The 24,706-nt window shown below is 72.0% G+C and carries 24 protein-coding genes and 1 pseudogene; 19 read left to right on the top strand and 6 right to left on the bottom strand.

Annotation, left to right across the window (positions count from 1 at the left end):
* Positions 1-56 precede the first annotated feature (56 nt).
* Positions 57-284: a hypothetical protein gene (locus tag PUR26_RS31705; protein ID WP_329877822.1), complete on the top strand. Its 228-nt coding sequence runs from the start codon at positions 57-59 to the stop codon at positions 282-284.
* Between the two features lie 141 nt (positions 285-425).
* The gene (locus PUR26_RS31700) at positions 426-1,118 is read left to right on the top strand and encodes an HU family DNA-binding protein (RefSeq protein ID WP_329877820.1); all 693 of its coding nucleotides are present in this window, start codon (positions 426-428) and stop codon (positions 1,116-1,118) included.
* Positions 1,119-1,537: 419 nt separating this feature from the next.
* Here the strand turns inward: PUR26_RS31700 and cofC are convergent.
* A pseudogene (gene cofC, locus PUR26_RS31695) lies at positions 1,538-2,200 on the bottom strand (2-phospho-L-lactate guanylyltransferase); the annotation flags it as partial.
* Between the two features lie 146 nt (positions 2,201-2,346).
* Between cofC and PUR26_RS31690 the strand changes: the two are divergent.
* The 3 genes from PUR26_RS31690 (at position 2,347) to PUR26_RS31680 (ending at position 5,338) form a co-directional block, all read left to right on the top strand.
* On the top strand, positions 2,347-3,099 hold the full coding sequence (locus tag PUR26_RS31690; RefSeq protein ID WP_329877818.1) for a lysophospholipid acyltransferase family protein: 753 nt from the start codon (positions 2,347-2,349) through the stop codon (positions 3,097-3,099).
* On the top strand, positions 3,096-4,106 hold the full coding sequence (locus PUR26_RS31685) for an NAD(P)H-dependent glycerol-3-phosphate dehydrogenase (RefSeq protein ID WP_329877816.1): 1,011 nt from the start codon (positions 3,096-3,098) through the stop codon (positions 4,104-4,106). The genes PUR26_RS31690 and PUR26_RS31685 overlap by 4 nt, the downstream gene beginning before the upstream one ends.
* An 83-nt stretch (positions 4,107-4,189) precedes the next feature.
* Positions 4,190-5,338, top strand: coding sequence for a D-alanine--D-alanine ligase family protein (locus PUR26_RS31680; RefSeq protein WP_329877814.1), 1,149 nt, complete (start codon positions 4,190-4,192; stop codon positions 5,336-5,338).
* 136 nt (positions 5,339-5,474) lie between these two features.
* Here the strand turns inward: PUR26_RS31680 and PUR26_RS31675 are convergent, their stop codons facing one another.
* Positions 5,475-5,948, bottom strand: coding sequence for a DUF3515 domain-containing protein (locus PUR26_RS31675; RefSeq protein WP_329878563.1), 474 nt, complete (start codon positions 5,946-5,948; stop codon positions 5,475-5,477).
* A 23-nt stretch (positions 5,949-5,971) separates the two neighbouring features.
* The gene (locus tag PUR26_RS31670; RefSeq protein WP_329877812.1) at positions 5,972-6,205 is read right to left on the bottom strand and encodes an Lrp/AsnC family transcriptional regulator; all 234 of its coding nucleotides are present in this window, start codon (positions 6,203-6,205) and stop codon (positions 5,972-5,974) included.
* A 320-nt stretch (positions 6,206-6,525) separates the two neighbouring features.
* Here PUR26_RS31670 and PUR26_RS31665 point away from each other — a divergent pair, with 320 nt between their 5' ends.
* Positions 6,526-7,488, top strand: coding sequence for a thiamine-phosphate kinase (locus tag PUR26_RS31665; protein ID WP_329877810.1), 963 nt, complete (start codon positions 6,526-6,528; stop codon positions 7,486-7,488).
* Positions 7,485-8,279 (top strand): bifunctional hydroxymethylpyrimidine kinase/phosphomethylpyrimidine kinase, encoded by a 795-nt coding sequence (thiD, locus tag PUR26_RS31660; protein WP_329877809.1) that lies wholly within the window; start codon positions 7,485-7,487, stop codon positions 8,277-8,279. The genes PUR26_RS31665 and thiD overlap by 4 nt, the downstream gene beginning before the upstream one ends.
* Positions 8,280-8,653: 374 nt before the next feature.
* Here the strand turns inward: thiD and rpmB are convergent, their stop codons facing one another.
* Positions 8,654-8,839, bottom strand: a complete 186-nt coding sequence (rpmB, locus tag PUR26_RS31655) for a 50S ribosomal protein L28 (protein WP_003957616.1) — start codon at positions 8,837-8,839, stop codon at positions 8,654-8,656.
* Positions 8,840-9,077: 238 nt separating this feature from the next.
* Here rpmB and PUR26_RS31650 point away from each other — a divergent pair, with 238 nt between their 5' ends.
* The 9 genes from PUR26_RS31650 (at position 9,078) to mutM (ending at position 18,350) form a co-directional block, all read left to right on the top strand.
* On the top strand, positions 9,078-10,673 hold the full coding sequence (locus PUR26_RS31650) for a DAK2 domain-containing protein (RefSeq protein WP_329877807.1): 1,596 nt from the start codon (positions 9,078-9,080) through the stop codon (positions 10,671-10,673).
* Between the two features lie 184 nt (positions 10,674-10,857).
* The gene (recG, locus tag PUR26_RS31645) at positions 10,858-13,071 is read left to right on the top strand and encodes an ATP-dependent DNA helicase RecG (RefSeq protein ID WP_329877805.1); all 2,214 of its coding nucleotides are present in this window, start codon (positions 10,858-10,860) and stop codon (positions 13,069-13,071) included.
* Positions 13,072-13,230: 159 nt separating this feature from the next.
* Positions 13,231-13,815: a 16S rRNA (guanine(966)-N(2))-methyltransferase RsmD gene (gene rsmD, locus PUR26_RS31640; RefSeq protein WP_329877803.1), complete on the top strand. Its 585-nt coding sequence runs from the start codon at positions 13,231-13,233 to the stop codon at positions 13,813-13,815.
* A gap of 26 nt (positions 13,816-13,841) precedes the next feature.
* Positions 13,842-14,321 carry a pantetheine-phosphate adenylyltransferase gene (coaD, locus tag PUR26_RS31635; protein ID WP_329877801.1) on the top strand — a complete coding sequence of 160 codons (480 nt, stop codon included), beginning with the start codon at positions 13,842-13,844 and terminating at the stop codon, positions 14,319-14,321.
* A 99-nt stretch (positions 14,322-14,420) separates the two neighbouring features.
* A complete protein-coding gene (locus tag PUR26_RS31630) occupies positions 14,421-15,509 on the top strand; it encodes an ATP synthase F0 subunit B (RefSeq protein ID WP_329877799.1) in 1,089 nt (362 codons plus the stop codon).
* A gap of 170 nt (positions 15,510-15,679) precedes the next feature.
* On the top strand, positions 15,680-16,294 hold the full coding sequence (locus PUR26_RS31625; protein WP_329877797.1) for a YceD family protein: 615 nt from the start codon (positions 15,680-15,682) through the stop codon (positions 16,292-16,294).
* Positions 16,295-16,296: 2 nt separating this feature from the next.
* Complete coding sequence (gene rpmF, locus PUR26_RS31620) at positions 16,297-16,470, top strand: 50S ribosomal protein L32 (protein ID WP_003965982.1); 174 nt, start codon at positions 16,297-16,299, stop codon at positions 16,468-16,470.
* A gap of 7 nt (positions 16,471-16,477) precedes the next feature.
* Entirely contained in the window at positions 16,478-17,314 is an 837-nt protein-coding gene (rnc, locus tag PUR26_RS31615) for a ribonuclease III (RefSeq protein WP_329877795.1), read from the top strand.
* Between the two features lie 142 nt (positions 17,315-17,456).
* Positions 17,457-18,350 carry a bifunctional DNA-formamidopyrimidine glycosylase/DNA-(apurinic or apyrimidinic site) lyase gene (gene mutM / locus PUR26_RS31610; RefSeq protein ID WP_329877793.1) on the top strand — a complete coding sequence of 298 codons (894 nt, stop codon included), beginning with the start codon at positions 17,457-17,459 and terminating at the stop codon, positions 18,348-18,350.
* Here mutM and PUR26_RS31605 read toward each other — a convergent pair.
* Positions 18,290-18,700: a winged helix-turn-helix transcriptional regulator gene (locus PUR26_RS31605; RefSeq protein ID WP_329877791.1), complete on the bottom strand. Its 411-nt coding sequence runs from the start codon at positions 18,698-18,700 to the stop codon at positions 18,290-18,292. The genes mutM and PUR26_RS31605 overlap by 61 nt on opposite strands.
* Positions 18,701-18,816: 116 nt before the next feature.
* Complete coding sequence (locus PUR26_RS31600; protein ID WP_329877789.1) at positions 18,817-19,734, bottom strand: CAP domain-containing protein; 918 nt, start codon at positions 19,732-19,734, stop codon at positions 18,817-18,819.
* 159 nt (positions 19,735-19,893) lie between these two features.
* On the opposite strand from PUR26_RS31600, the gene PUR26_RS31595 reads away from it, so the two are divergent.
* The 3 genes from PUR26_RS31595 to smc all read left to right on the top strand — a co-directional run bounded on the left by PUR26_RS31595 (position 19,894) and on the right by smc (position 24,573).
* Positions 19,894-20,175 (top strand): acylphosphatase, encoded by a 282-nt coding sequence (locus tag PUR26_RS31595; protein ID WP_329877787.1) that lies wholly within the window; start codon positions 19,894-19,896, stop codon positions 20,173-20,175.
* A gap of 390 nt (positions 20,176-20,565) precedes the next feature.
* Positions 20,566-20,775, top strand: coding sequence for a hypothetical protein (locus PUR26_RS31590; protein WP_329877785.1), 210 nt, complete (start codon positions 20,566-20,568; stop codon positions 20,773-20,775).
* A gap of 177 nt (positions 20,776-20,952) precedes the next feature.
* Complete coding sequence (gene smc, locus PUR26_RS31585) at positions 20,953-24,573, top strand: chromosome segregation protein SMC (RefSeq protein ID WP_329877783.1); 3,621 nt, start codon at positions 20,953-20,955, stop codon at positions 24,571-24,573.
* Positions 24,574-24,706 lie beyond the last annotated feature (133 nt).

Genomic DNA, 24,706 nt, shown 5'->3' with positions numbered 1-24,706 from the left:
CAGCCTAGTTACCCCCTACGGAGGCGACAACTCGCCCCAGATGGCACAATCGGTGCATGGACCGCGACAGCCAACTCGAGCTCTATGGGGCGGTCGCAGCCCGACTGAAAGAAGCGCACTCCCGAGTGCGCGCACTGCAAGTCCCGGAGGGCGTACGGATGGCGCTGTCCCGGAAGCTGTTGGTCATCACGGCCGCGGCGAAGCACGATCTCGCAGGCGCGGCAAGACGTCTGGACCGGTTGATGAAGGACCTCGATGAGGGTCGATTCCCCGAAGGTGACTGAACTCTCCGAACTCCGCGGCGGCCGATTCGTTGCGGCACTAGGGTGATTAGCCCGTTTCGTGTTTGATTTGCGGTATATATCTGCCTAACGTGCGAAAAGCTTGGACACTTTCGTTCCGGCAATGTCTCCGAAGGGGAAGACGTGAACAAGGCGCAGCTCGTAGAAGCGATTGCCGACAAGGTCGGCGGCCGTCAGCAGGCCGCGGACGCTGTCGACGCGGTACTCGACGCGATCGTTCGTGCGGTCGTCGGCGGTGACCGGGTCTCGGTCACCGGCTTCGGTTCGTTCGAGAAGGTCGAGAGGCCCGCCCGCTACGCCCGCAACCCGCAGACGGGCGAGCGCGTGCGGGTCAAGAAGACCTCGGTTCCGCGCTTCCGCGCCGGTCAGGGCTTCAAGGACCTGGTGAGCGGCACGAAGAAGCTCCCCAAGGGTGGCGAGGTCTCGGTCAAGAAGGCGCCCAAGGGCAGCCTTTCGGGCGGTGCTCCGACCCGTACGACCGCCAAGGCCGCGGCCAAGAAGGCCACCGCCAAGAAGACGACGGCGAAGAAGACCACCGCCAAGAAGACGACGGCGACCGCGGCCAAGAAGACGGCCACGACGACGGCGGCGAAGAAGGCCACCCCCGCCAAGAAGGCGACCACCGGGGCGGCCAAGAAGACCGCCACGACGACGGCGGCGAAGAAGGCCACCCCCGCCAAGAAGACCACCACGACCGCCAAGAAGACCACCGCGAAGACCGCACCGGCGAAGAAGGCCACGGCGAAGAAGGCGCCCGCGAAGAAGACCACGGCGCGCAAGACCACCGCCAAGAAGACCACCGCGCGCAAGAAGTAGGCGCCGTGGGCCCATCCGGCCGCTCACACGCCGGGCCGGGCTCCCCAGGAGGGAGCCCGGCCCGCGGTGCGTCCGGCTCCGGTGCGCGCAGCCGGCGGCGCGGGTGACGCCGGAAGGGCCGCGTCGGAAGGGCCCTCGGAAGGTCCGCGGCCTCAGAAGGTCTGGAGCGTCACCAGGGTGATGCGCAGGCCCGTGCCCTCGCCCTCGGTCTCGATCCGGACCCGCTGCCCGGGCCGCAGCAGCCTCAGACCGCCGGCGTCGAAGGCCGCCGTGCCGAAGTCCACCGGTGTCCCGTCGTCGAGCAGCACGCTTCCGCTGCGGGATTCGGGGTCGTACGTGTACGCGGTCGCCTGCATGAGCGGCAGCCTATCCGCACCGGGTCCGCCCGCCGCGTCCGCCGGCCCGCCGGCCGGACGGAACGCCGCGGCCCACTGTTCGGCCGTGCGCGGCCCCACGCCCAGCGCCAGTGCCGCCCGCAGATCCTCGCCCGTATCCACGTCCTGCCGTACGGAACGGACGTCGGCCAGCGTGATTTCCGCCGCGCCCGACAGTAAATGGCGGCGTCTCGACGCGCCGCCGAAAGCGGGGCGCAATTCCACTCCGGGAGCGGCCGACAGCAATGTCGTACCGATTTCCGCGCTATCCGTCAGAAAAGCACGGGGGAATTCCGCCGCGGCTGCCAGAACCCGTGCCAGCTCCCCGGGGCGCAGCGCCGGAAGGTCGGCGTTGAGCGTCGCGACCGGTGCGTCGGGCCGGTGGGCGCGGACCGTCTCGGCTCCGTACGCGAGCGCGGCGTTGAGGCCCGCCGCGGGGCCGTCGGGCAGGATGCGGGCCCCCTGGGCGCCGAGCGTGAGCGCGGCCAGGGGGTCGTCCGTGACGACCGCCACATCCCGTACCGCCGGGCAGGCCAGCGCCGCCGCCACGGTGTCCTGTGCGAACGCGAGCGCCAGGCGCCTGCGCGTCAGGGGCCCCGCGGCGGCGGCGAGCCTGCTCTTGGCCAGTACAAGGGGTTTGAGTGGGACGACCAACGACCATGGACCGGCCGGGTCGGCTTTCACGGGGAGCTCTCCGTCCTTGCGCATCGGGGCCATTGTGGCGCGGCCGTGGCGCAGCCCGGAGGGCTGGTCCCGGCCGGTCCCCGCGGTGGGGCGTACGGTGTTCTCGACAGACCGGGGGCCCGGGGCGACACTTGACCCCCGGCCAGCCAGTCACAGAGGAAGGTGTCCGAGTGTCCCGCCGCAGAATCGGCTTCTGGTACCGCCTGGCGGCGGTCATCGCAAAACCACCACTGGTGGTTCTGTTCAAGCGGGACTGGCGGGGAATGGAGCACATTCCGGACGACGGCGGATTCATCACCGCGGTCAACCACAACTCGTATCTGGACCCACTGTCGTACGCGCACTTCCAGTACAACACCGGACGGGTACCGCGCTTCCTGGCGAAGGCCGGCCTCTTCAAGGGCTCGTTCGTCGGAATGATGCTGCGCGGCACCGGCCAGATCCCGGTCTACCGCGAGACCACCAACGCGCTGGACGCCTTCCGGGCCGCCGTCGCCGCCATCGAGCGCGGTGAGTGCGTCGCCTTCTACCCCGAGGGCACCCTCACCCGCGACCCCGACATGTGGCCGATGGCGGGCAAGACCGGCGCCGCCCGCGTCGCCCTGCTCACCAAGGCGCCGGTCATCCCGGTCGCCCAGTGGGGCGCGAACCTGGCCATGCCGCCCTACGCCAAGCGGGACAGGCTCCGGCTCCTTCCGCGCAAGACGCTGAAGGTGCTCGCCGGGCCGCCCGTGGACCTCACCCGGTTCTACGACCGGGAGCCCACCCCCGACGTGCTGCGCGAGGCGACCGAGGTCATCATGGCCGCGATCACCGAGCTGCTCCAGGAGGTGCGGGGAGAGAAGGCGCCACCGGAGCCCTATGACCATCGCAAGGCCAGGCTGGAACAGCGGCGCAGGGCCGCAGGGGAGGAAGTGAAGTGACACGCCCCGTCAAGGCGGCCGTCTTCGGAACCGGCTCGTGGGGTACGGCCTTCGGCATGGTGCTCGCCGACGCCGGCTGCGACGTGACCCTCTGGGGCCGCCGCCAGGAGGTCGCCGACGCCATCAACGCCTCCCGTACCAACCCGGACTACTTCCCGGGCACCGAACTCCCCGCGTCCGTACGGGCCACCACCGACCCCGCCGAAGCCGCGCGGGACGCCGACTTCACGGTGCTGGCCATCCCCTCCCAGACCCTCCGCGGCAACCTCGCCGCCTGGGCGCCGCGGCTGGCCCCCGGCACCGTGCTCGTCTCGCTGATGAAGGGTGTCGAACTGGGCACCGCTAAGCGGATGAGCGAGGTCGTCGAGGAGGTCGCCGGGGTCTCCTCGGACCGCGTCGCCGTGGTGACGGGGCCCAACCTGGCCAAGGAGATCGTGGCCCGCATGCCGGCCGCCGCCGTGGTCGCCTGCCAGGACGAGACGGTCGCCCGGCGGCTCCAGGCCGCCTGCCACACCCCGTACTTCCGCCCCTACACCAACACCGACGTCGTCGGCTGCGAACTGGGCGGAGCGGTGAAGAACGTGATCGGGCTGGCCGTCGGGATCGCGGACGGCATGGGTCTGGGCGACAACGCCAAGGGCTCGCTGATCACCCGCGGACTGGCCGAGACGACGCGCCTGGGCCTGGCGATGGGCGCCGACCCGCTGACCTTCTCCGGCCTCGCCGGCCTGGGCGACCTGGTGGCCACCTGCTCCTCGCCGCTCTCCCGCAACCACACCTTCGGCACCAACCTGGGCAGGGGCATGACCCTCCAGGAGACCATCGCCGTCACCAAGCAGACCGCCGAAGGCGTCAAGTCCTGTGAGTCCGTGCTCGATCTCGCCCGCCGGCACGGCGTCGACATGCCCATCACGGAGACCGTCGTCGGCATCGTCCACGAGGGCAAGCCGCCGATGGTCGCGCTCAAGGAACTGATGTCACGCAGCGCGAAGCCGGAACGGCGCTGAGCGCACACCGTCGGCGCAACCCGGTGGGTGTTCGGTGGGGGGAATCCCGCCGGGCACCCCGGGCCGGGTACCCTCAACGCGATATGAGCAGCGAGAACCTCCCCACCAGCCCCGGGCGTAAGCCGCGCGTGGCCGTCGTCTTCGGCGGGCGCAGCTCCGAGCACGCCATCTCCGTCGTCACGGCCGGTGCCGTGCTGCGCGCCATCGACCGGACCAAGTACGACGTGCTGCCCATCGGCATCACCGCGGACGGCCGCTGGGCGCTGACCGCCGACGACCCGGAACGGATGGCGATCGCCGACCGCTCGCTCCCGAGCGTCGCCGAGCTCGCCGAGTCCGACGAGGGCACCGTCGTCCTCTCCGTCGACCCCGCCAACCGGGAGGTCGTCTACAGCGAGCCCGGCTCCGTGCCGAAGGTCCTCGGTGACGTCGATGTCGTCTTCCCCGTGCTGCACGGTCCCTACGGCGAGGACGGCACGCTCCAGGGCCTGCTGGAGCTCTCCGGCGTGCCCTACGTGGGCGCCGGCGTGCTCGCCTCGGCCGTCGGCCAGGACAAGGAGTACATGAAGCGGGTGTTCATCTCCTACGGGCTGCCCGTCGGCCCGTACGAGGTGATCCGCCCCCGCGAGTGGGTGCGGGATCCCTCCGCCGCCCGCAGGAAGATCGTCGACTTCGCCGGCGAGCACGGCTGGCCGCTCTTCGTGAAGCCCGCCCGGGCCGGGTCCTCCATGGGCATCACCAAGGTCGACGACCTCTCCGGTCTCGACGAGGCGATCGAGGAGGCGCGCCGCCACGACCCCAAGATCCTCGTCGAGTCGCTGCTGAGCGGCCGCGAGATCGAGTGCGGCGTCCTGGAGTTCGAGGACGGCCCGCGCGCCAGCGAGCCGGCCTGGATCCCGCCGGTCACCGACCACGAGTTCTACGACTTCGAGGCCAAGTACATCGACTCGGCCTCCGGCGTCGTGCCGGCGCCGATCACCCCCGAGCAGACCGCCGAGGTGCAGCGGCTCGCCGTCGCCGCGTTCGACGCGGTGTCCTGCGAGGGCCTGGTGCGCGCGGACTTCTTCCTCACCGACGAGGGGGAGTTCGTGATCAACGAGATCAACACCATGCCGGGCTTCACCCCGATCTCCATGTACCCGCGCATGTGGGAGAAGAGCGGCGTCAGCTACCCGGAGCTGATCGACCGGCTCATCGAGGCCGCCCTGCGCCGTCCGACCGGCCTGCGCTAGACCGCCGGCCCCCGGCCGGGGGCGGGCACGAGGCCGGGGACCGGTCCTGGACGCCCCACCGCGCCGGGATGCCGGGCCGGGCCCCGGAAGCCGTACCGCGCGGGCGGGGCCGACGGCGCCGAGGGCCCCGGCAGTGCTACAGGCTGGGCGGGACCGCCTTCTTCACGGCGCCGGCGAGATCCACGAGCGGACCGGCGTCGTGCTCGAAGCGCCCGTCCAGCGACACTTCCACGTACGCCTCGCGGTACGTGGAGGTGAAGCGCGGACCGTCGCCCTCACGCTGCTCCAGCAGCCAGTTGACCCCGTCCGCTTCGACCCCCTTTGCCTGGGGGTCGCCCATCCTCGGGGGCCGGGCGACCCCGCAGCGCAGTACGATCGCCCCGTCCCCCCATCCGGCGGTCAGATCGGAACCCGGCTCCGGATCACTCCGGTCCAGCCCCGCGACGGTCTCCGGCAGCTCCTTGTGCAGCGCGCTGCAGAGGGAGGCTTCCTCCGGCGGCGGGCTGGGAACCGTGATCGACGCCTCCGCGTCCGTGGAGGAACAGCCCGCGGCCGCCAGCAGTACAGCGGCGGCAGCGACGGGCAGAGAGACGAACCGGCGGGAAGACATCACCGGCCAAGGGTAGACGGGGGCTACAGGTGCACGACCGGGCAGGTCAGAGTGCGGGTGATGCCGTCCACTTGCTGGACCTTGGCGACCACCATGCGGCCGAGCTCATCGACCGTGTCGGCCTGGGCGCGCACGATCACGTCGTACGGACCCGTCACGTCCTCGGCCTGGATCACCCCCGGGATCTTGGAGATGAGTTCGGCGACGGTCGACGCCTTGCCCACCTCGGTCTGGATAAGGATGTACGCCTGTACCACGGAACCTCCACAGCGGCCACGAGGATCTTGTGGAAACGAAAGGGACGCCACGGTACCGCGTCGTCGTGGGCCGGGGGGAGACCCGCGGGGCCGGTGGCGTGCGCGGTCGGCGTACGGAACACAGAGTTGACCGTCCACTCGACGGTATCTACGGCAGTGGCGGCCCGCGACCGCGACCGCGCGGGGGCGCAAGGGGCGCGGCGGCGCCGCGCCCACCGGGGGAGAGCGACACGCGCGGACGCGCCGCGCGGCCCCCGCAACCCCGGCTCAGGACGCAGGTCGCTGGTGGCGTCCACGACGACATGGAGAGGTGAACCTCGGTGAAGGGCACTGTGGGCGAGTTGGGCGAGTTCGGGCTCATCAGGGAGCTCACGTCGCGGCTCACCTCCACCCCGGCGGTACGGATCGGACCGGGCGACGACGCCGCGGTCGTGTCCGCACCCGACCGGCGCGTGGTGGCCAGCACGGACATCCTGCTGGAGGGACGGCACTTCCGGCGCGACTGGTCGACCGCCTACGACGTCGGCCGCAAGGCCGCCGCCCAGAACCTCGCCGACATCGCCGCCATGGGCGCCGTGCCCACCGCGCTGCTGCTCGGCCTGGTCGTCCCCGCCGAACTCCCGGTCTCCTGGCCCACGGAGCTCATGGACGGCCTGCGCGACGAGTGCCAGGTCGCCGGCGCGGCCGTGGTCGGCGGCGACGTCGTCCGGGGCGACACCATCACCGTCTCCATCACCGCCCTCGGTGACCTGCGCAACCACGAACCGGTCACCCGGGGAGGCGCGCAGCCCGGCGACGTCGTCGCCTACACCGGCTGGCTCGGCTGGTCGGCGGCCGGTTACGCGGTCCTCTCACGTGGCTTCCGCTCGCCGCGCGCCTTCGTGGAGGCGCACCGGCGGCCCGAACCGCCGTACCACGCGGGCCCCGCGGCGGCCGGGCTCGGCGCCACCGCCATGTGCGACGTCAGCGACGGCCTGATCGCCGACCTGGGCCACATCGCCGAGGCCAGCAAGGTGCGGATCGACCTGCGCTCCGGGCTCATCGACGTACCGACGCAGATGAACGACATCGGGCAGGCCGTCGGCGTGGACCCGATGCAGTGGGTGCTCACCGGGGGAGAGGACCACGCGATCGTCGCCACCTTCCCCCCGGACGTGAAGCTGCCCGCCCGCTGGAAGGTCATCGGTGAGGTGCTCAACCCCTCGGCGCTGCCCCAGGTGACCGTCGACGGCGCGCCCTGGCACTCGACGGGCGGCTGGGACCACTTCGGGGAGGACGCGTGATACCCCGGGTGCTGACCGTCGCCGGTTCCGACTCGGGCGGCGGCGCCGGGATCCAGGCCGACCTCAAGGCCATGCTGGCCCTCGGCGTGCACGGCATGAGCGTCGTCACCGCCGTCACCGCGCAGAACTCGCTCGGCGTCCAGGGCGCCTGGGAGCTGCCCGGGGAGGCGGTACGGGCGCAGTACCGCAGCGTCGTCGACGACATCGGTGTCCACGCCGTCAAGACCGGCATGCTGGCGTCCGCGGCGCTCGTGGAGACGGTCGCGGAGCTGCTCGCCGGGACGGACGCGCCGGTGGTCGTCGACCCGGTCGGGGTGTCCAAGCACGGCGACTCGCTGCTGGCCGCCTCGGCGCTCGGCTCCGTCCGGGAGCGGCTGCTGCCCGTCGCCACCGTGGCCACGCCCAACCTGGACGAGGTCGCCCAGCTCACCGGGGTGGAGGTGCGCGGCGAGGACGATCTGCGGCGGGCGGCCGACGCCGTACTGGCGTACGGACCGCGCTGGGCACTGATCAAGGGCGGCCATCTGTCCGGGGACGCGGTCGATCTGCTGACGGACGGGACCGAGGAGCACTGGCTGCGGGCGCCACGGCACGACAACCGGCACACGCACGGCACCGGCTGCACCCTCGCCTCGGCGGTGGCGGCCGGGCTGGCGCAGGGCCTGTCGGTGCCGGAGGCGGTGCGGGCGGGCAAGGAGTACGTGACCGGCGCCATCGCCGCCGGCTTCGCGCTGGGGAGCGGGATCGGCCCGGTCGACCACGGCTGGGCGTGGCGCGCGCGGCGGAGCTGAGCGGCCGCGCGGCCGCTGCCGGGCGGGGCGGATGTGACCGGTGTCGCAGACGTACGGGCGGGCCGGACCGGTGTCCCCTCCGGCCGGCCCCGCCCGGTCCACCGGTCGAGCGTCCGCCGGCCGCTCCCGCCCGTGCGGGAGCGGTCACGCGGGGTGGTCACCCTGCGGCGGTCGCGCGTACGGGAGGACGGGCCGGGGACGGACCCGGGTGGTCCCGGTCCGCGACCCGTTCCGTTCCCGGCTCTGTTCCGGTTCCGGGTACGGCAAAAAGCCGGCCCACCGAGGTGGACCGGCTTCTCAAGGCAACCGCAGGGGCTGCGCTACGACGAAACGTCGCGAGGGTCATCTCCCGCTCACACGGGAGGGGACCACCTTTAGCGCGAGACCTTGCCGGCCTTGATGCACGAGGTGCAGACGTTGAGCCGCTTCGGCGTCCGACCGACCACGGCACGCACGCGCTGGATGTTCGGGTTCCAGCGACGAGACGTACGGCGGTGCGAGTGCGAAATGTTGTTGCCGAAGCCCGGCCCCTTGCCGCAGACGTCGCAGTTGGCAGCCACGGGTCACTCCAAAGACTTCAGGTGCACTTACAGTGAAACCGGCGTGCCGGAATCAGGTCAGTGACTGAAGTGGCGTTGCCGGGGGAATGGCCCGACTTTCATCGGGCAACCGGAGCAGCATACAACGACTGCTTCGGTACAACGAAACTACCACGGCTCGCCCGGCCCCCGCCCCGGCCCTCCGTCCCGAACGGGGTCTACCCTGCGGTGCAGCTCGCAGCCCAAGGAGGATCACCCGGTGCCGCAGACCATCGATTCCGCCGTGGTCCGTGCCTGGTGCTCGCTGTCGCTGGAGGCTCTCGGCCGGGAGCGCGAGGACATCGACGCGATCAACGTCTATCCGGTCGCGGACGGCGACACCGGCACCAACCTCTATCTGACCGTCGAGTCCGCGAACCAGGCCGTGGAGGCCGTCTTCGCCGCCCACGGGACGGCCGCGGACGTCTCCGTCGAGGACGCGGTACGGGCCATGGCCCACGGCGCCCTCATCGGAGCCCGTGGCAACTCGGGGACGATCCTGGCCCAGCTGCTGCGCGGCATGAGCGAGGTACTGGCCCAGGGCCGTGACGGAGCTCACCTGGCCAGGGCCCTGCGCCGGGCCGCGGTGTCGGCCCGGCAGGCGGTCGCCCACCCCGTGGAGGGGACGATCCTCAGCGTGGCGAGCGCCGCCTCCGCCGCGGCCGCGGGCGCCACCGACCCGGTGGCCGTGGCCCGCACCGCGTACGAGGGGGCGCGGACCGCCCTGGAGGCCACCCCGGACCAGCTGTCCGTCCTGGAGCGTGCCGGTGTCGTGGACGCGGGCGGGCGGGGGCTGGTGGCGGTGCTGGGCGCCCTCGTGGAGGCCCTGTCGGGGCAGGCGCCCGCGCGTCCCGCCCGCGCGCACCGGGCGACCGTGCCGGTCGGGGAACCCTGCGCGGACGGCGGGCCCGCCTTCGAGGTGATCTACCTGCTGGAAGCGGACGACGGGGCCGTGACCCGGCTGCGCTCCCGGCTCGACGAGCTCGGCGACTCGCTGGTGGTCGTCGGCGGCGACGGCCTGTGGAACGTCCACGTCCACGTCGACGACGCGGGCGCGGCGGTGGAGGCGGGGATCGAGGCGGGCCGCCCGTACCGGATCAGGATCACCCACTTCGGCGCCGACAGCGCGGATGGGGCGGCCCCCGCCGAACGCGCCCAGAGGGCCGTGGTGGTGGTCCTGCCGGGCGAGGGGCTCGCGGGCCTGTGCGCCGAGGCGGGCGCCACGACGGTGCTGGCCAGGCCCGGGGAGCCGGCCGCGAGCGGGGAGCTGCTCGACGCCATCAGACGGGCCCACGCGCGCGAGGTGGTGATCCTGCCCAACTCCGCCGCACTGCGGCACACCGCGGCGGCCGCCGCCGAACAGGCGCGTGCCGAGGGCGTCCGGGTCGCCCTCGTCCCGACCCGCGCGGCCGTGCAGGGCCTCGCGGCGCTCGCGGTCCACGAACCGGACCGCCGCTTCGACGAGGACGTGGTGGCGATGACCGCGGCGGCGGGCGCCACCCGCTACGGCGAACTGGCCGTCGCGGAGCACCGGTCGTTCACCTCGGCCGGGGTGTGCCAGGCCGGCGACGTCCTGGGCCTCATCGACGGCGACGTGGCGGTGATCGGCGACGACCTGGCGAAGACGGCCGAGACCGTCCTGGACCGGATGCTGTCGGCGGGCGGGGAACTGGTCACCCTGGTCCTCGCGGACGACGCCCCCGCGGACCTGGCGCGGCGGCTGGAGGACCACGTCAGGGAGACGCACCTGGCGGTCGACACGGTCACCTACCCGGGCGGCAGCCAGATCTCCCCGCTCCTGATCGGCGTCGAGTGATCGGCGTCGAGCAGGGCGCCCCCGCCGGCTCAAGGGCCCATGCGGGGGCCGGTCCCGGGGCCGGCCCCGGCGCCACGGAGGGCCGCGCCGCACGAGGGCGGGCGCACGGTGGCGGTGCGGGTGACACCGCGGTGGACGGGGGTTTCTCCACAGGTGCGCGCCTCTGTCGGTGGCGTGGTGTGCAATGGAACGCGTGCCTGCGCTCGACGAACCCCTGAAGAAGCTGCTCGGCCCCGCCACCGCGAAGGTGATGGCCGAGCACCTCGACCTGCACACGGTCGGCGACCTGCTCCACCACTACCCCCGGCGGTACGCGGAGCGCGGTGAACTGACCACCCTCGCCGACCTGCCGCTGGACGAGCACGTCACCGTGGTCGCCCAGGTCGCGGACGCGCGCGTGCTGACCTTCAACGGCGCCAGGGGGCGCGGCCAGCGGCTGGAGGTGACGATCACCGACGGCAGCGGCCGGCTGCAGCTGGTCTTCTTCGGCAAGGGCGTGCACAAGCCGCACAAGGACCTGCTGCCCGGCACCCGCGCGATGTTCGCCGGCAAGGTCACCCTCTTCAACCGGAAGCTGCAGCTCGCCCACCCCGCGTACGAACTGCTGCGCGGTGACGGCGACGAGGCGGGCGAGGCCGTGGACTCGTGGGCCGGCGCCCTCATCCCGATCTACCCGGCCACCACCAAGCTGGAGTCCTGGAAGGTCGCCAAGGCGGTCGACGCCGTGCTGCCCAGCGCCCGGGAGGCGGTCGACCCGCTCCCGCCCGCGCTGCGCGAGGGCCGGGGACTGACGGATCTGCCGGACGCCCTCCGCAGGATCCACCGGCCGCGCACGAAGGCCGACATCGCCGAGGCCCGCGACCGGCTCAAGTGGGACGAGGCTTTCGTCCTCCAGGTCGCCCTCGCCCGGCGGCGCTACGCGGACACCCAGCTTCCGGCCGTCGCGAGGAGGCCGGTCCCCGGCGGGCTGCTCGACGCGTTCGACGCCAGGCTGCCCTTCACCCTCACCGAGGGCCAGCAGAAGGTCTCCGGGGAGATCTTCGAGGACCTGGCCACCGAGCACCCCATGCACCGGCTCCTCCAGGGCGAGGTGGGCAGCGGCAAGACCATGGTGGCGCTGCGGGCGATGCTCGCCGTGGTCGACGCGGGCGGCCAGGCCGCCATGCTGGCCCCCACCGAGGTCCTCGCCCAGCAGCACCACCGCTCCATCACCGAGATGATGGGCGAGCTCGCCGAGGGCGGCATGCTCGGCGGCGCGGACCACGCCACCAAGGTGACCCTGCTCACCGGATCCATGGGCGCCGCGGCCCGCCGCCACGCCCTGCTCGACCTGGTGACCGGCGAGGCGGGCATCGTGATCGGTACGCACGCGCTGATCGAGGACAAGGTCCAGTTCCACGACCTCGGTCTGGTCGTCGTCGACGAACAGCACCGCTTCGGCGTGGAGCAGCGTGACGCCCTGCGCGGCAAGGGGAACGCCCGGGGCGGCGAGAAGCGCACGCCCCACCTGCTGGTCATGACGGCCACGCCCATTCCGCGCACGGTCGCCATGACCGTCTTCGGGGACCTGGAGACCTCCGTCCTCGACCAGCTCCCGGCCGGCCGCTCGCCCATCGCCAGCCATGTGGTCCCGGCCCAGGACAAGCCGCACTTCCTGGCCCGCGCCTGGGAGCGGGTGCGCGAGGAGGTGGAGAACGGCCACCAGGCGTACGTGGTCTGCCCCCGGATCGGCGACGGCGACGACGAGCCGAAGAAGAAGGCCGCCGGGGACGACCCCGACAAGCGGCCGCCGCTGGCCGTCCTGGAGGTCGCCGAGCAACTGGCGAAGGGCCCGCTCGCCGGCCTGCGGGTGGCGGCCCTGCACGGCAGGATGCACCCCGACGACAAGGACGGCGTGATGCGCCGCTTCGCCGCGGGCGAGGTCGACGTCCTCGTCGCGACGACCGTCATCGAGGTCGGCGTCAACGTGCCCAACGCCACCGCGATGGTGATCATGGACGCGGACCGGTTCGGCGTCTCGCAGCTGCACCAGCTGCGCGGCCGGGTGGGCCGTGGCTCCGCCCCCGGCCTGTGCCTGCTCGTCAGCGAGATGCCCGAGGCGAGCCCCGCCCGCCAGCGGCTCACCGCCGTCGCCTCCACGCTGGACGGCTTCGAGCTCTCCCGCATCGATCTCGAACAGCGCCGCGAGGGCGATGTCCTCGGCCAGGCCCAGTCCGGCGTGCGCTCCTCGCTGCGGATGCTGGCCGTCATCGACGACGAGGAGGTCATCGCGGCGGCCCGGGAGGAGGCGGTGGCCGTCGTCAGCGCCGATCCGGACCTGGAGCGGCTGCCCGAGCTGCGCACGGCCCTGGACGCGCTGCTCGACAAGGAGCGCGAGCAGTACCTCGACAAGGGCTGACAAGGGCTGATCCCGCCCGGCTCCCGTCCGGCTCCCGGGTGGGCGCGGGCGCGGGCGCGGGACGGGCGGGGCCCGTCACGGGGCGAGCCCGCGGCGGGAGAAGCCCATATCGTGGTCCCACAGACCTCTCCGTGCTCTCGTGAAGGACAAGGACCACAGATGACCCGCGTGATCGCCGGCGCGGCCGGCGGACGCCGCCTGGCCGTACCGCCGGGCAACGGCACCCGCCCCACCTCCGACCGGGCGCGCGAGGGGCTCTTCTCCACCTGGGAGGCGCTCCTCGGGACGATCGACGGCGTCCGGGTCGCCGATCTCTACGCGGGCTCGGGCGCCGTCGGGCTGGAGGCGCTCTCGCGCGGGGCTGCCCACGCCCTGCTCGTCGAGGCCGACGCCCGCGCCGCCCGGACCGTGCGCGAGAACGTCCGGGGACTGGGCCTGCCCGGCGCGGAGGTCCGCACGGGCAAAGCGGAACAGATCGTGACGGGGCCGGCGCCGGCGGAGCCTTACGACGTCGTTTTCCTCGACCCTCCGTACGCCGTCACGGACGACGATCTTCGGGAGATCCTCCTCACACTCCGCGCGGAAGGGTGGCTGACGGCCGATGCCCTCGTCACCGTGGAGCGCAGCACCAGAGGCGGGGAGTTCGTCTGGCCGGAGGGATTCGAGCCGCTGCGGGCCCGTCGTTACGGCGAGGGAACGTTTTGGTACGGTCGCGCCGCCTCTACGTGCGAAGACGCACGATGACCGGACCGGAGAGCGAGGGACTTCCGTTGCGCCGCGCAGTCTGTCCGGGGTCATTCGACCCCATCACCAATGGCCACCTCGACATCATCGCCCGCGCCTCCAAGCTGTACGACGTGGTGCACGTCGCGGTGATGATCAATCAGTCCAAGCAGGGGCTGTTCACCGTCGAGGAGCGGATCGAGCTCATCCGCCAGGTCACCGGCGACTACGGCAACGTCGAGGTGGAGTCCCACCACGGCCTGCTCGTCGACTTCTGCAAGGAGCGGGACATCCCCGCCATCGTGAAGGGGCTGCGGGCGGTCAGCGACTTCGACTACGAGCTCCAGATGGCCCAGATGAACAACGGCCTCTCGGGCGTCGAGACGCTCTTCGTCCCGACCAACCCCACGTACAGCTTCCTCTCCTCCTCGCTGGTCAAGGAGGTCGCCGCCTGGGGCGGTGACGTCTCGCACCTGCTGCCGCCGGCGGTCCACGACGCCCTCGTCCGGCGTCTCGGCGAGAAGTGAGCCGCTGACGGGCCGTCACCCGGTGTCGGGCGGGCGTCGACTGGCCTTACAGTCGTCCCGTCCGTCTCCAATCCGGCTGTAGAGAGTGGCGAGCACACGGTGGACGTGCAGAAGAAGCTCGACGAGATCGTCCAGGCGGTCCGAAGCGCCCGCTCCATGCCCATGTCGGCGTCCTGCGTGGTCAACCGTGCCGATCTGCTGGCGATGCTCGAAGAGCTGCGCGAGGCGCTGCCCGGCTCCCTGGCCCAGGCCCAGGAGCTGATCGGCGGCCGGGAGCAGCTGGTCGAGCAGGCCCGCCAGGAGGCGGAGCGGATCATCGAGGCGGCGCACAGCGAGCGGGGCTCGCTGATCTCGGACACCCAGGTCGCCCGCCGCTCCCAGGAGGAGGCCGACCGCATCCTCTCCGAGGCTCGCCGTGAGGCCGAGGAGGTCCGCGCCGAGGCCGACGACTACGTCGACTCCAAGCTCGCCAACTTCGAGGTCGTCCTCACCAAGACCATCGGCTCCGTCGACCGGGGCCGCGAGAAGCTCCTCGGCCGGGGCGCGGGGGCCGGCGGGCAGGGCTACGCCGACCCGGCCGACGACGACGCCCCCGAGTACAGCGCGGATCCGGGGACCCTGATCCAGCGGGCGGACGAGTACGTCGACGCGAAGCTCGGCGCCTTCGAGGCCGTGCTCTCCAAGACCCTCGACGCGGTCGGGCGCGGCCGCCAGAAGCTGCACGGCCGCATCGCCTCCGACGACCTCGGCGCCCACATGGCGGCCCAGGACGCGGCGGGCGTCCACCAGCAGCACACCAGCGACGCCGACTACCTGGCCGGCCTCGCCGAGCTCGCCGACCCGGAGCCCGCCCCGCAGCCCCGGCAGCCCGCCCACGCACCCCAGCCCGCCCACGCGCAGCTCCCGGCGCAGCACCCGGACCCGTACGGCTACCAGCCCCAGCAGGCGCACGACGCCTACGGGTACCAGCAGCAGGACCCCTACGCGTACCAGCAGCAGGGCTACGACCAGGGCTACGTCCAGCAGACCGACCCGTACGCGTACCAGCAGCCGCAGGTCCCGTCCCAGCCCCTCGCCCAGGGCGAGCAGCAGCCCCAGCCCCAGGCCGCGGCGCTGGACGAGACCAGCTTCTTCGACACGAGCATGATCGACCTGGAGCAGCTGCGCCGGTACGAGCAGGGGCACTGAGGCCCGGATTGGGCCCAGGGCGAAGCGTCCAGTATCCTGGCTCTTCGGTCGCGAGTACGTCCGCGATCCCGGCTGCCCGGCTTCGGCCCCGTCCGAACGAGGCGGCCTTCCCCCACGATCCGAAAGCAGGAAAAGCCCTGAGCACGCGCCTCGACCACCGCAACCCCCTCGTGTTCGACACGCACGAGCTGGGTCGGCGTCCCGGTGCCCTCCAGCGGCTGACCCGCTCCGTCGAGGCCCCCGTGGACCTCGGGATCGAAGGGGTCATCGGCGTGCCGGAAGGCGCGCCCGTGGAAATCGAACTCCGCCTTGAGTCGGTCATGGAAGGGGTGCTTGTCACAGGCACCGCCCGTGCGTCGGCCGAGGGGGAGTGCGTAAGGTGTCTGGAGCCGCTGCGCCAAGAGGTCGTGGCGGACTTCCAGGAGATGTTTTCGTACCCCGACGCCGACGATCGTGGCCGCAGCAAGAAGGCGGCCTCCGACAACGACACGGTCGACGACGAGGACGAGGACATGACTCCGCTCGAGGACGGCATGTTCGACCTCGAGCCCGTGCTGCGTGATGCGGTGGTGCTCGCACTGCCGATGCAGCCGGTGTGCCGGGAGGATTGTGCCGGGCTGTGTTCCGAATGCGGAACGAGCCTGAACGACGACCCGGACCACCACCATGACGCCGTCGACATTCGTTGGGCGGCACTGCAGGGACTCGCCGGTTCACTCGGGACCGACGAGAAGGACAACATGGGCGGCGCCGAAGCGGGCGTCGACGAGAAGCAGGAGAAGTAGCCGTGGCTGTTCCGAAGCGGAAGATGTCGCGCAGCAACACGCGCCACCGCCGGTCGCAGTGGAAGGCTGCGGTCCCCACCCTGGTTTCGTGTGAGCGTTGCCAGGAGCCGAAGCTCCAGCACATCGCGTGCCCGAGCTGCGGCACGTACAACAAGCGCCAGGTCCTCGAGGTCTGAGCGGCTGGTGAGAGGCACCGTGTCTAGCCACAAAACGGCGGATGACGCCAAGAAGCAGGCGGAAAACACGGCCTCGTCCCACACGCTTCTGGAAGGGCGGCTCGGGTACCACCTCGAGTCCGCCCTTCTGGTGCGTGCGCTGACCCACCGTTCGTACGCGTACGAGAACGGCGGTCTGCCCACCAACGAGCGGCTGGAGTTCCTCGGGGACTCCGTGCTCGGCCTGGTGGTCACGGACACGCTCTATCGCACCCACCCCGACCTGCCCGAAGGCCAGCTGGCCAAGTTGCGGGCCGCGGTGGTCAACTCGCGTGCGCTGGCGGAGGTCGGGCGCGGCCTCGATCTGGGTTCCTTCATCCGGCTCGGCCGTGGTGAAGAGGGCACGGGCGGCCGGGACAAGGCGTCCATCCTCGCCGACACCCTTGAAGCGGTGATCGGCGCCGTCTATCTCGACCAGGGCCTCGAAGTGGCGTCCGAGCTGGTGCACCGGCTCTTCGACCCGCTGATCGAGAAGTCCTCGAACCTCGGTGCGGGCCTGGACTGGAAGACCAGTCTCCAGGAGCTCACCGCGGCCGAAGGTCTCGGTGTACCGGAGTACCTGGTCTCCGAGACCGGACCGGACCACGAGAAGACCTTCACTGCTGCTGCCCGCGTCGGTGGTGTCTCGTACGGCACCGGCACCGGCCGCAGCAAGAAGGAAGCGGAACAGCAGGCAGCGGAGTCCGCCTGGCGGGCCATCCGTGCCGCCGCGGACGAACGGGAGGCTGTGGCCAAGGCCACCGCCGAAGAGGCCGCCGACACCTCTTCGACTCCCCAGACCCCCGCGGACTCGGCCACGGCCTGACGTCTTCACTTCCACCCCGTCGCACCTCGGTGCGGCGGGGTCTTTTCTTCCCCGTACCCGCGAACGGGGGTGTGCGCGGCCGGCCCCCCGGCGGGAGGTACGCTGCGGGCGTCACCCGTTCGAGCCCCGAAGGAGCGGTCCCGTGCCCGAGCTGCCCGAGGTCGAAGTCGTACGACGCGGCCTGGAACGCTGGGTGAGCGGACGGACCGTGGCCGGTGTCGAGGTGCTGCACCCGAGGGCCGTGCGGCGGCATCTCGCGGGCGGCGAGGATTTCGCGGCCCGGCTGAGGGGACACCGCGTCGGCGTCGCCATGCGGCGCGGCAAGTACCTGTGGCTCCCCCTGGCGGACACCGACCTCTCGGTCCTCGGCCACCTGGGCATGAGCGGCCAGCTCCTCGTCCAGCCCGAGGAGGCGCGGGACGAGAAGCACCTGAGGATCCGGATCCGCTTCGACGACGGCCTCGGCACCGAGCTGCGCTTCGTCGACCAGCGGACCTTCGGCGGGCTGTCCCTGCACGAGAACACCCCCGAAGGGCTGCCCGAGGCGATCGCGCACATCGCCCGCGACCCGCTCGACCCCGCCTTCGACGAGGCCGCCTTCCACACCGCGCTGCGCCTGCGCCGTACGACGGTCAAGCGGGCGCTGCTCGACCAGACGCTGATCAGCGGTGTCGGCAACATCTACGCGGACGAGGCCCTGTGGCGCACCCGGCTGCACTACGACCGGCCGACCGCGACCCTCACCCGCCCCCGCTCCACCGAACTCCTCGGTCATGTGCGGGACGTGATGACCTCCGCCCTCGCCGTCGGCGGCACGAGTTTCGACAGCCTGTACGTCAATGTGAACGGGGAGTCGGGGTACTTCGACCGATCGCTCGACGCCTACGGCCGGGAGGGCGAGCCCTGCCGGCGGTGCGGCACCCCGATGCGCCGCCGCCCGTGGATGAACCGGTCCAGCTATTTCTGCCCGCGCTGTCAGCGGCCGCCGCGCTCGGTGCTCGCCCCTTCGAGGACCGCTCCGCGCGCCTCGTCGTAGCGCCCGCGCGCGTCGAGGACCTCGGGCATCCGGTCCTCGACGAGCCGGATCAGCCCGAGCAGCCGCTCGGCGACGGCCCGCCCCAGCGGGGTCAGCCCGTAATCCACCCGCGGCGGGTTCGTGGGCTGCGCCTCCCGGTGCACCAGGCCGTCACGCTCCAGGGCGTGCAGGGTCTGGGAGAGCATCTTCTCGCTCACCCCGTCGACCCGGCGGCGCAGCTCGTTGAAGCGGAAGCCGCTCTCGTACAGGGCACCCAGGGTGAGGCTGCCCCAGCGGCCCGTCACATGCTCCAGCGTGCCGCGCGAGGGGCACGCCCGGGAGAACACGTCGAACGCGAGGTCGTCATCCATACGCCTCAGCGTACTGCCGCACAGCGCCACCCTCCGGGGGGCGCCGCAGGACGGTCAGCGGTCGGGTGCCGCGGCGCGCGCGCCGCGCGGCGGTCGGTGAGGTCGCGCCCGAGCGGTCAGAATCCGAAGTCCTGCGTCCACCAGGGGCCGCCCTCTTCGAAGTGCACGCCGACACCCAGGGTCGTGTAGTCGCAGTTCAGTATGTTCGCGCGGTGTCCCTCGCTGTTCATCCACGAGTCCATCACCGCCTCGGCGTCGACCTGCCCGCGGGCGATGTTCTCGGCGCCCAGCCCCGACACACCGGCCTTCTGCGCCCGGTCCCAGGGCGTGGCCCCGTCCGGGTCCGTGTGGGAGAAGAACCCGCGCTCGGCCATGTCCTTGCTGAACGACCCGGCCAGCGACGCCAGTGAGGAGGACGCGCGCAGCGGGCTGCATCCGACCTTGGCCCGCTCCGCGTTGACCAGGCGGAGGACCGCTGCCTCGGCGGCGGCCTCCCTGCCCGTCGCGGCCGGCGCCTCGGCCCGTGCGGTGGTCCGCTCGGGGGCGACCGGGGCGGGGACCTCGCGGGTCGGGGCGGCGCTCTTCGTCTTAGTCTTCGTCTTCGCCGGTGCCGGTTCCGGTGCCTTGGTCTGCTTCGGCGGCGAGGAGGACGGCTTGGCCGGAGTCGAAGTCGGCGTCGGCGTCGGCGTCTTCGACGGGGCGTGCGCGCGTTCGGCGCTGCGGCTCGCGGAGGCCGACGCCCGCCCGGTCGGCGTGGCGCTGGTCTCGCCCTGCGTCTGAAGCTCGGGGGAGCCGTCCGCCCGCACCTGGTCGCCGGCCGTGCTGCCGCCCATCTTGTAGGTGTCGGTTCCCGGCAGGAGACCCGATGCCACCGCTACGGCGCCGACCGCCATCGCGGCGGACGCGCCGAGCAGTCCGGTGCGTACGGGCATGAGGGCCCGCTTCTTCCGGCGCGCACCACCCCGGTGCCCACGGTCCGTACCTGCCGCGTGCTCCTCGGCGGGTACGGCGCCGGAGCGACGATGGCGTCCCATCTGCTCTGCCTTCCTGCTGTTCGACTGGTGCGCCCGGCGCGTCTGCCGCGGCGTCGACCTGGCTCGCCCGAACGGGTGAGGCTCATTGCGTCGGGACTGTACGCCATGACGCATGAGGGCGAAGTGCTGCGAGAGCAATTGGTTGGTTAGGTTGCAGCCATGAACGAAGACGCACGTCTCACCGCCTGGGTACGCGGCCGAGTACAGGGAGTGGGCTTCCGCTGGTTCACCAGGGCAAACGCTTTGGAGATCGGAGAGATCACCGGATTCGCCCTGAACCTGGACGACGGGAGGGTGCAAGTGGTGGCCGAGGGGCCGAGTGAGAATTGCCACCGTTTGCTCGCGTGGCTCCGCTCCGACGACACACCCGGACGCGTCGACGGAGTCACTGAGATCTGGGACACGCCCCGCGGCGGCTACACCGGCTTCGCCATCCGTTGACAATCTTGGTCGCGGCGCCGGCGGGGCCGGCGCGGCGACCCTCCACGAGCCGCCTCCAGGCGTGTCCATGGAGGAAAATGGCCTGGTGATTGCCAAGAATGGGTTGTCATGGAAAGCTGCGCGGGTAAGGATGATCCACACGCCCCTGTGGGCACCGTGCGCGTGGCGCCGCCGCTTCTCCGCGGCCGCTGGCCCCCCGGTCGCCCCTTGATACGGGGCGTGATCGTGTTGACCGTCAAACTTTTTGGTGAGACTCTGGAAGCCCCGCGCACCTTAGCTGTTCGGCGGTAAGAACCGCAGCGGCACCACATGCTGCCGAGCACCGCGGGTGCGAATCCCTCACGACCCACACCGCTTCGGTCGGTCACTCAGTGTGGAGGACCATCCATCATGGCAAAGGCGCTTCTCGGTTACGTCGGCGGTTCCGACCCGCGACTTCTCGCCGAGATGCGACGGCTTCAGCAGCGCGTCCAGGACCTCGAGTCCGAGCTGGTACGGATTCAGTCCGAGAACGACGCGCTCACCGCCGCCGCACACAGCGAGTCGCTGCTTGACGGCATCGACATCGACGTACCCAAGGCGGAGCCTGCGCTCACCTGATCCCAGCCCCGTCGGGGCAAGGTGAGAAACACTCTCCCAAGATATGCAAGGGACGCTACGGCGTCCCTTCTTTCTTTTCGCCCCCCACGTTCACCTGTAGTACGCCTGATTCCTACCGTCTGATCTGCCCTGCGCGTTCATGGGTCAAACGAAGGGCGCCAGGTAGAGTCCGGGGGCGTGCACCTCAAGGCCCTGACCCTGCGCGGGTTCAAATCGTTCGCCTCGGCCACCACACTCCGCTTCGAACCCGGCATCACCTGTGTCGTGGGCCCCAATGGTTCGGGCAAATCCAATGTGGTGGACGCGCTCTCCTGGGTCATGGGTGAACAGGGTGCCAAGACGCTGCGCGGCGGCAAAATGGAGGACGTCATCTTCGCCGGGACGACCGGGCGGCCGCCGCTCGGCCGTGCCGAGGTCTCCCTCACCATCGACAACGCCGACGGCGCGCTGCCCATCGACTACGGCGAGGTCACCATTACGCGGATCATGTTCCGCGGCGGCAGCAGCGAATACCAGATCAACGGCGACACCTGCCGGCTGCTGGACATCCAGGACCTGCTCAGCGACTCCGGCATCGGCCGCGAGATGCACGTCATCGTCGGCCAGGGCCAGCTCGACTCCGTCCTGCACGCCGACCCGATGGGCCGCCGCGCCTTCATCGAGGAGGCCGCAGGCGTCCTCAAGCACCGCAAGCGCAAGGAGAAGGCGCTGCGGAAGCTGGACGCCATGCAGGCCAACCTGGCCCGCGTCCAGGACCTCACCGACGAGCTGCGCAGACAGCTCAAACCGCTGGGACGGCAGGCCGCGGTGGCGCGGCGTGCCGCCGTCATCCAGGCCGATCTGCGCGACGCCCGGCTGCGGCTGCTCGCCGACGACCTCGTCCGGCTCCAGGAGGCGCTGAGGACCGAGATCGCCGACGAGGCCGCGCTGAAGGAGCGCAAGGAGCGGGCCGAGGCGGAGCTCGAAGCCGCACTGGCCCGCGAGGCCGGTCTGGAGGACGAGGTACGCCGCCTCGCCCCACGCCTCCAGCGCGCCCAGCAGACCTGGTACGAGCTGTCGCGGCTGGCCGAACGGGTGCGCGGCACGGTGTCGCTGGCCGACGCCCGGGTCAAGAGCGCCACCGCGCAACCTCCCGAGGAGCGGCGCGGGCGCGACCCCGAGGACATGGAACGCGAGGCCGCCCGGGTCCGCGAGCAGGAGGCGGAGCTGGGGGCGGCACTGGAGGCCGCCGAACGCGCGCTGGAGGACACCGTCGCCCACCGCGCCCGACTGGAGCGCGAGCTCATCGTCGAGGAGCGCCGCCTCAAGGACCTGGCCCGGGCGATCGCCGACCGGCGCGAGGGACTGGCCCGGCTCAGCGGCCAGGTCGACGCCGCCCGCGGCAGGGCCGCCTCCGCCCGGTCCGAGATCGACCGGCTGGCCACCGCGCGCGACGAGGCCCGGGACCGGGCGGCCCGCGCCCAGGAGGAGTACGAGCAGCTCAAGGCCGAGGTCGACGGCATGGACGCGGGCGGCATGGAGCTCGCCGAGCGGCACGAGGAGGCCAAGCGGGAGCTCGCCGAGTCGGAGGCCGCGCAGAGCGCCGCCCGTGAGGCGTCCACCTCGGCCGAACGGGAGCGCGCCGCCCTGGCCGCCCGCCATGACGCGCTCGCCCTGGGGCTGCGCCGCAAGGACGGCACCGGAGCGCTGCTCGACGCGGGCGACCGGCTGAGCGGACTGCTCGGACCGGCCGCCGAACTGCTGACCGTGGCCCCGGGCCATGAGGTCGCGGTGGCGGCGGCCCTGGGTGCGGCCGCCGACGCGATCGCGGTACGGGACCCCGCGACCGCCGCCGAGGCGATCCGGCTGCTGCGCAAGCAGGACGCCGGCCGGGCGGCGCTGCTGCTGGGCGGCGCCCCGGAGGGCGTCGGCGTCCCGGTGTCCGCCGGCGCCCCGGTCGACGCCGGCGGGGGGCCGGGGGAGCGGGGCACGGGCGGCGGCGGTCCGCTTCACGCGGCGAACCTGGTGAGCGGCCCCGAGGAACTGATGCCCGCCGTGCGGCGGATGCTGCGCGACGTCGTGCTGGTCGACACGCTGGAGGAGGCGCAGGAACTGCTCCGCTCCCGGCCGGAGCTGATCGCCGTCACCCCCGAAGGGGACGTGCTGGGCGCCCACTTCGCCCATGGCGGGTCGGCCGGAGCGCCGAGCCTGTTGGAGGTGCAGGCGTCCGTCGACGAGGCGGCCGCCGAGCTCGCCGGACTGGCCGTGCGGTGCGAGGAACTCGCCGTACACCGGAGCGAAGCCTCCGAACGGCGCCGCCGCTGCGCGGCGCGGGTCGAGGAACTGGGCGAGCTGCGCCGGGCCGCCGAGCGGGAGAAGTCGGGCGTCGCCCAGCAACTCGGGCGGCTCGCCGGGCAGGCCCGGGGTGCGGCGGGCGAGGCCGAGCGGACGGCGGCGGCCGCCGCGCGGGCGCAGGAGGCGCTGGAGAGGGCGACGCAGGAGGCCGAGGAGCTGGCCGAACGGCTGCTCGTGGCCGAGGAGGCATCCGCTTCCGGGGGCCAGGGGGACGAGGAACCGGACACCGCCGTACGCGACCGGCTCGCCGCCGACGGGGCCAACGCCAGGCAGACCGAGATGGAGGCCCGGCTCCAGGTCCGTACCCATGAGGAGCGGGTCAAGGGGCTCGCCGGGCGCGCCGACGCACTGGACCGGGGCGCCCGCGCCGAACGCGAGGCCAGGGCCCGCGCCGAGCAGCGCCGGGCGCGGCTGCGGCACGAGGCGGAGGTCGCCGCGGCGGTGGCGTCGGGCGCCCGCCAGCTGCTGGCCCATGTGGAGGTGTCGGTCGTACGGGCCGACCAGGAGCGGACCGCGGCCGAGTCCGCCAGGGCGGCGCGCGAGCAGGAGCTCGCCACGGCCCGCGCCCGGGGGCGGGAGCTGAAGGGGGAGCTCGACAAGCTCACCGACTCGGTCCACCGCGGCGAGGTCCTCGGCGCGGAGAAGCGGCTGCGCATCGAGCAGATCGAGACGAAGGCGCTGGAGGAGCTCGGGGTGGAGCCGGCCGGGCTGGTGGCGGAGTACGGACCGGGCCGGCCCGTCCCGCCGTCGCCGCCCGCCGAGGGCGAGGAGCTGCCGGACGATCCCGGCCATCCCCGCAACCGGCCGTCACGTTTCGTGCGGGCGGAACAGGAGAAACGGTTGAGGTCGGCCGAACGGGCGTACCAACAGCTCGGAAAGGTGAATCCGCTGGCGCTGGAGGAGTTCGCCGCGCTGGAGGAACGCCATCAGTTCCTCTCCGAGCAGCTCGAAGACCTGAAGAAGACACGGGCCGACCTCCTTCAGGTTGTGAAGGAGGTGGACGTACGTGTCGAACAGGTCTTCACCGAGGCGTTCCGGGACACGGCCCGGGAGTTCGAAGGAGTGTTCTCGCGGCTGTTCCCCGGCGGCGAGGGAAGGCTGGTCCTCACCGACCCCGGCGACATGCTCACCACCGGGGTGGACGTGGAGGCCCGGCCGCCCGGCAAGAAGGTCAAGCGGCTGTCGCTCCTCTCGGGCGGCGAGCGGTCCCTGACGGCCGTCGCCATGCTGGTGTCCATCTTCAAGGCCAGGCCCAGCCCGTTCTACGTGATGGACGAGGTCGAGGCGGCCCTGGACGACACCAATCTCCAGCGGCTGATCCGGATCATGCAGGAGCTCCAGGAGAGCTCCCAGCTGATCGTGATCACGCATCAGAAGCGGACCATGGAGGTCGCGGACGCGCTCTACGGCGTCTCCATGCAGGGCGACGGCGTCTCCAAGGTCATCAGCCAGCGGCTCCGCTGAGCCGTCGGGCGCCGGGACACCGCCGCCGCGCGTCCCAGCCCCGGTGTGACTTCAACTCCTGAACGCAAGTCGACACGCCATGCGCTCAGATTCACATCAGAGAAACTATTGACTTCGAAACTTGAAGGAATAG

This window comes from Streptomyces sp. SP18CS02 (genome assembly GCF_036322365.1).
Lineage (GTDB): Bacteria > Actinomycetota > Actinomycetes > Streptomycetales > Streptomycetaceae > Streptomyces.
The sequence above is the reverse complement of the archived record's forward strand: the minus strand, read 5'-3'. Positions and strand labels throughout refer to the sequence as shown.

Excerpts from the sequence above, each read along its gene's own strand:
- recG (WP_329877805.1), top strand. The coding sequence starts at position 10,858 with ATGGAACGCGTGCCTGCGCTCGACGAACCCCTGAAGAAGCTGCTCGGC.
- PUR26_RS31680 (WP_329877814.1), top strand. The coding sequence starts at position 4,190 with ATGAGCAGCGAGAACCTCCCCACCAGCCCCGGGCGTAAGCCGCGCGTG.
- PUR26_RS31675 (WP_329878563.1), bottom strand. The coding sequence starts at position 5,948 with ATGTCTTCCCGCCGGTTCGTCTCTCTGCCCGTCGCTGCCGCCGCTGTA.
- rsmD (WP_329877803.1), top strand. The coding sequence starts at position 13,231 with ATGACCCGCGTGATCGCCGGCGCGGCCGGCGGACGCCGCCTGGCCGTA.
- PUR26_RS31705 (WP_329877822.1), top strand. The coding sequence starts at position 57 with ATGGACCGCGACAGCCAACTCGAGCTCTATGGGGCGGTCGCAGCCCGA.
- PUR26_RS31595 (WP_329877787.1), top strand. The coding sequence starts at position 19,894 with ATGAACGAAGACGCACGTCTCACCGCCTGGGTACGCGGCCGAGTACAG.
- PUR26_RS31605 (WP_329877791.1), bottom strand. The coding sequence starts at position 18,700 with ATGGATGACGACCTCGCGTTCGACGTGTTCTCCCGGGCGTGCCCCTCG.
- PUR26_RS31600 (WP_329877789.1), bottom strand. The coding sequence starts at position 19,734 with ATGGGACGCCATCGTCGCTCCGGCGCCGTACCCGCCGAGGAGCACGCG.
- PUR26_RS31590 (WP_329877785.1), top strand. The coding sequence starts at position 20,566 with ATGGCAAAGGCGCTTCTCGGTTACGTCGGCGGTTCCGACCCGCGACTT.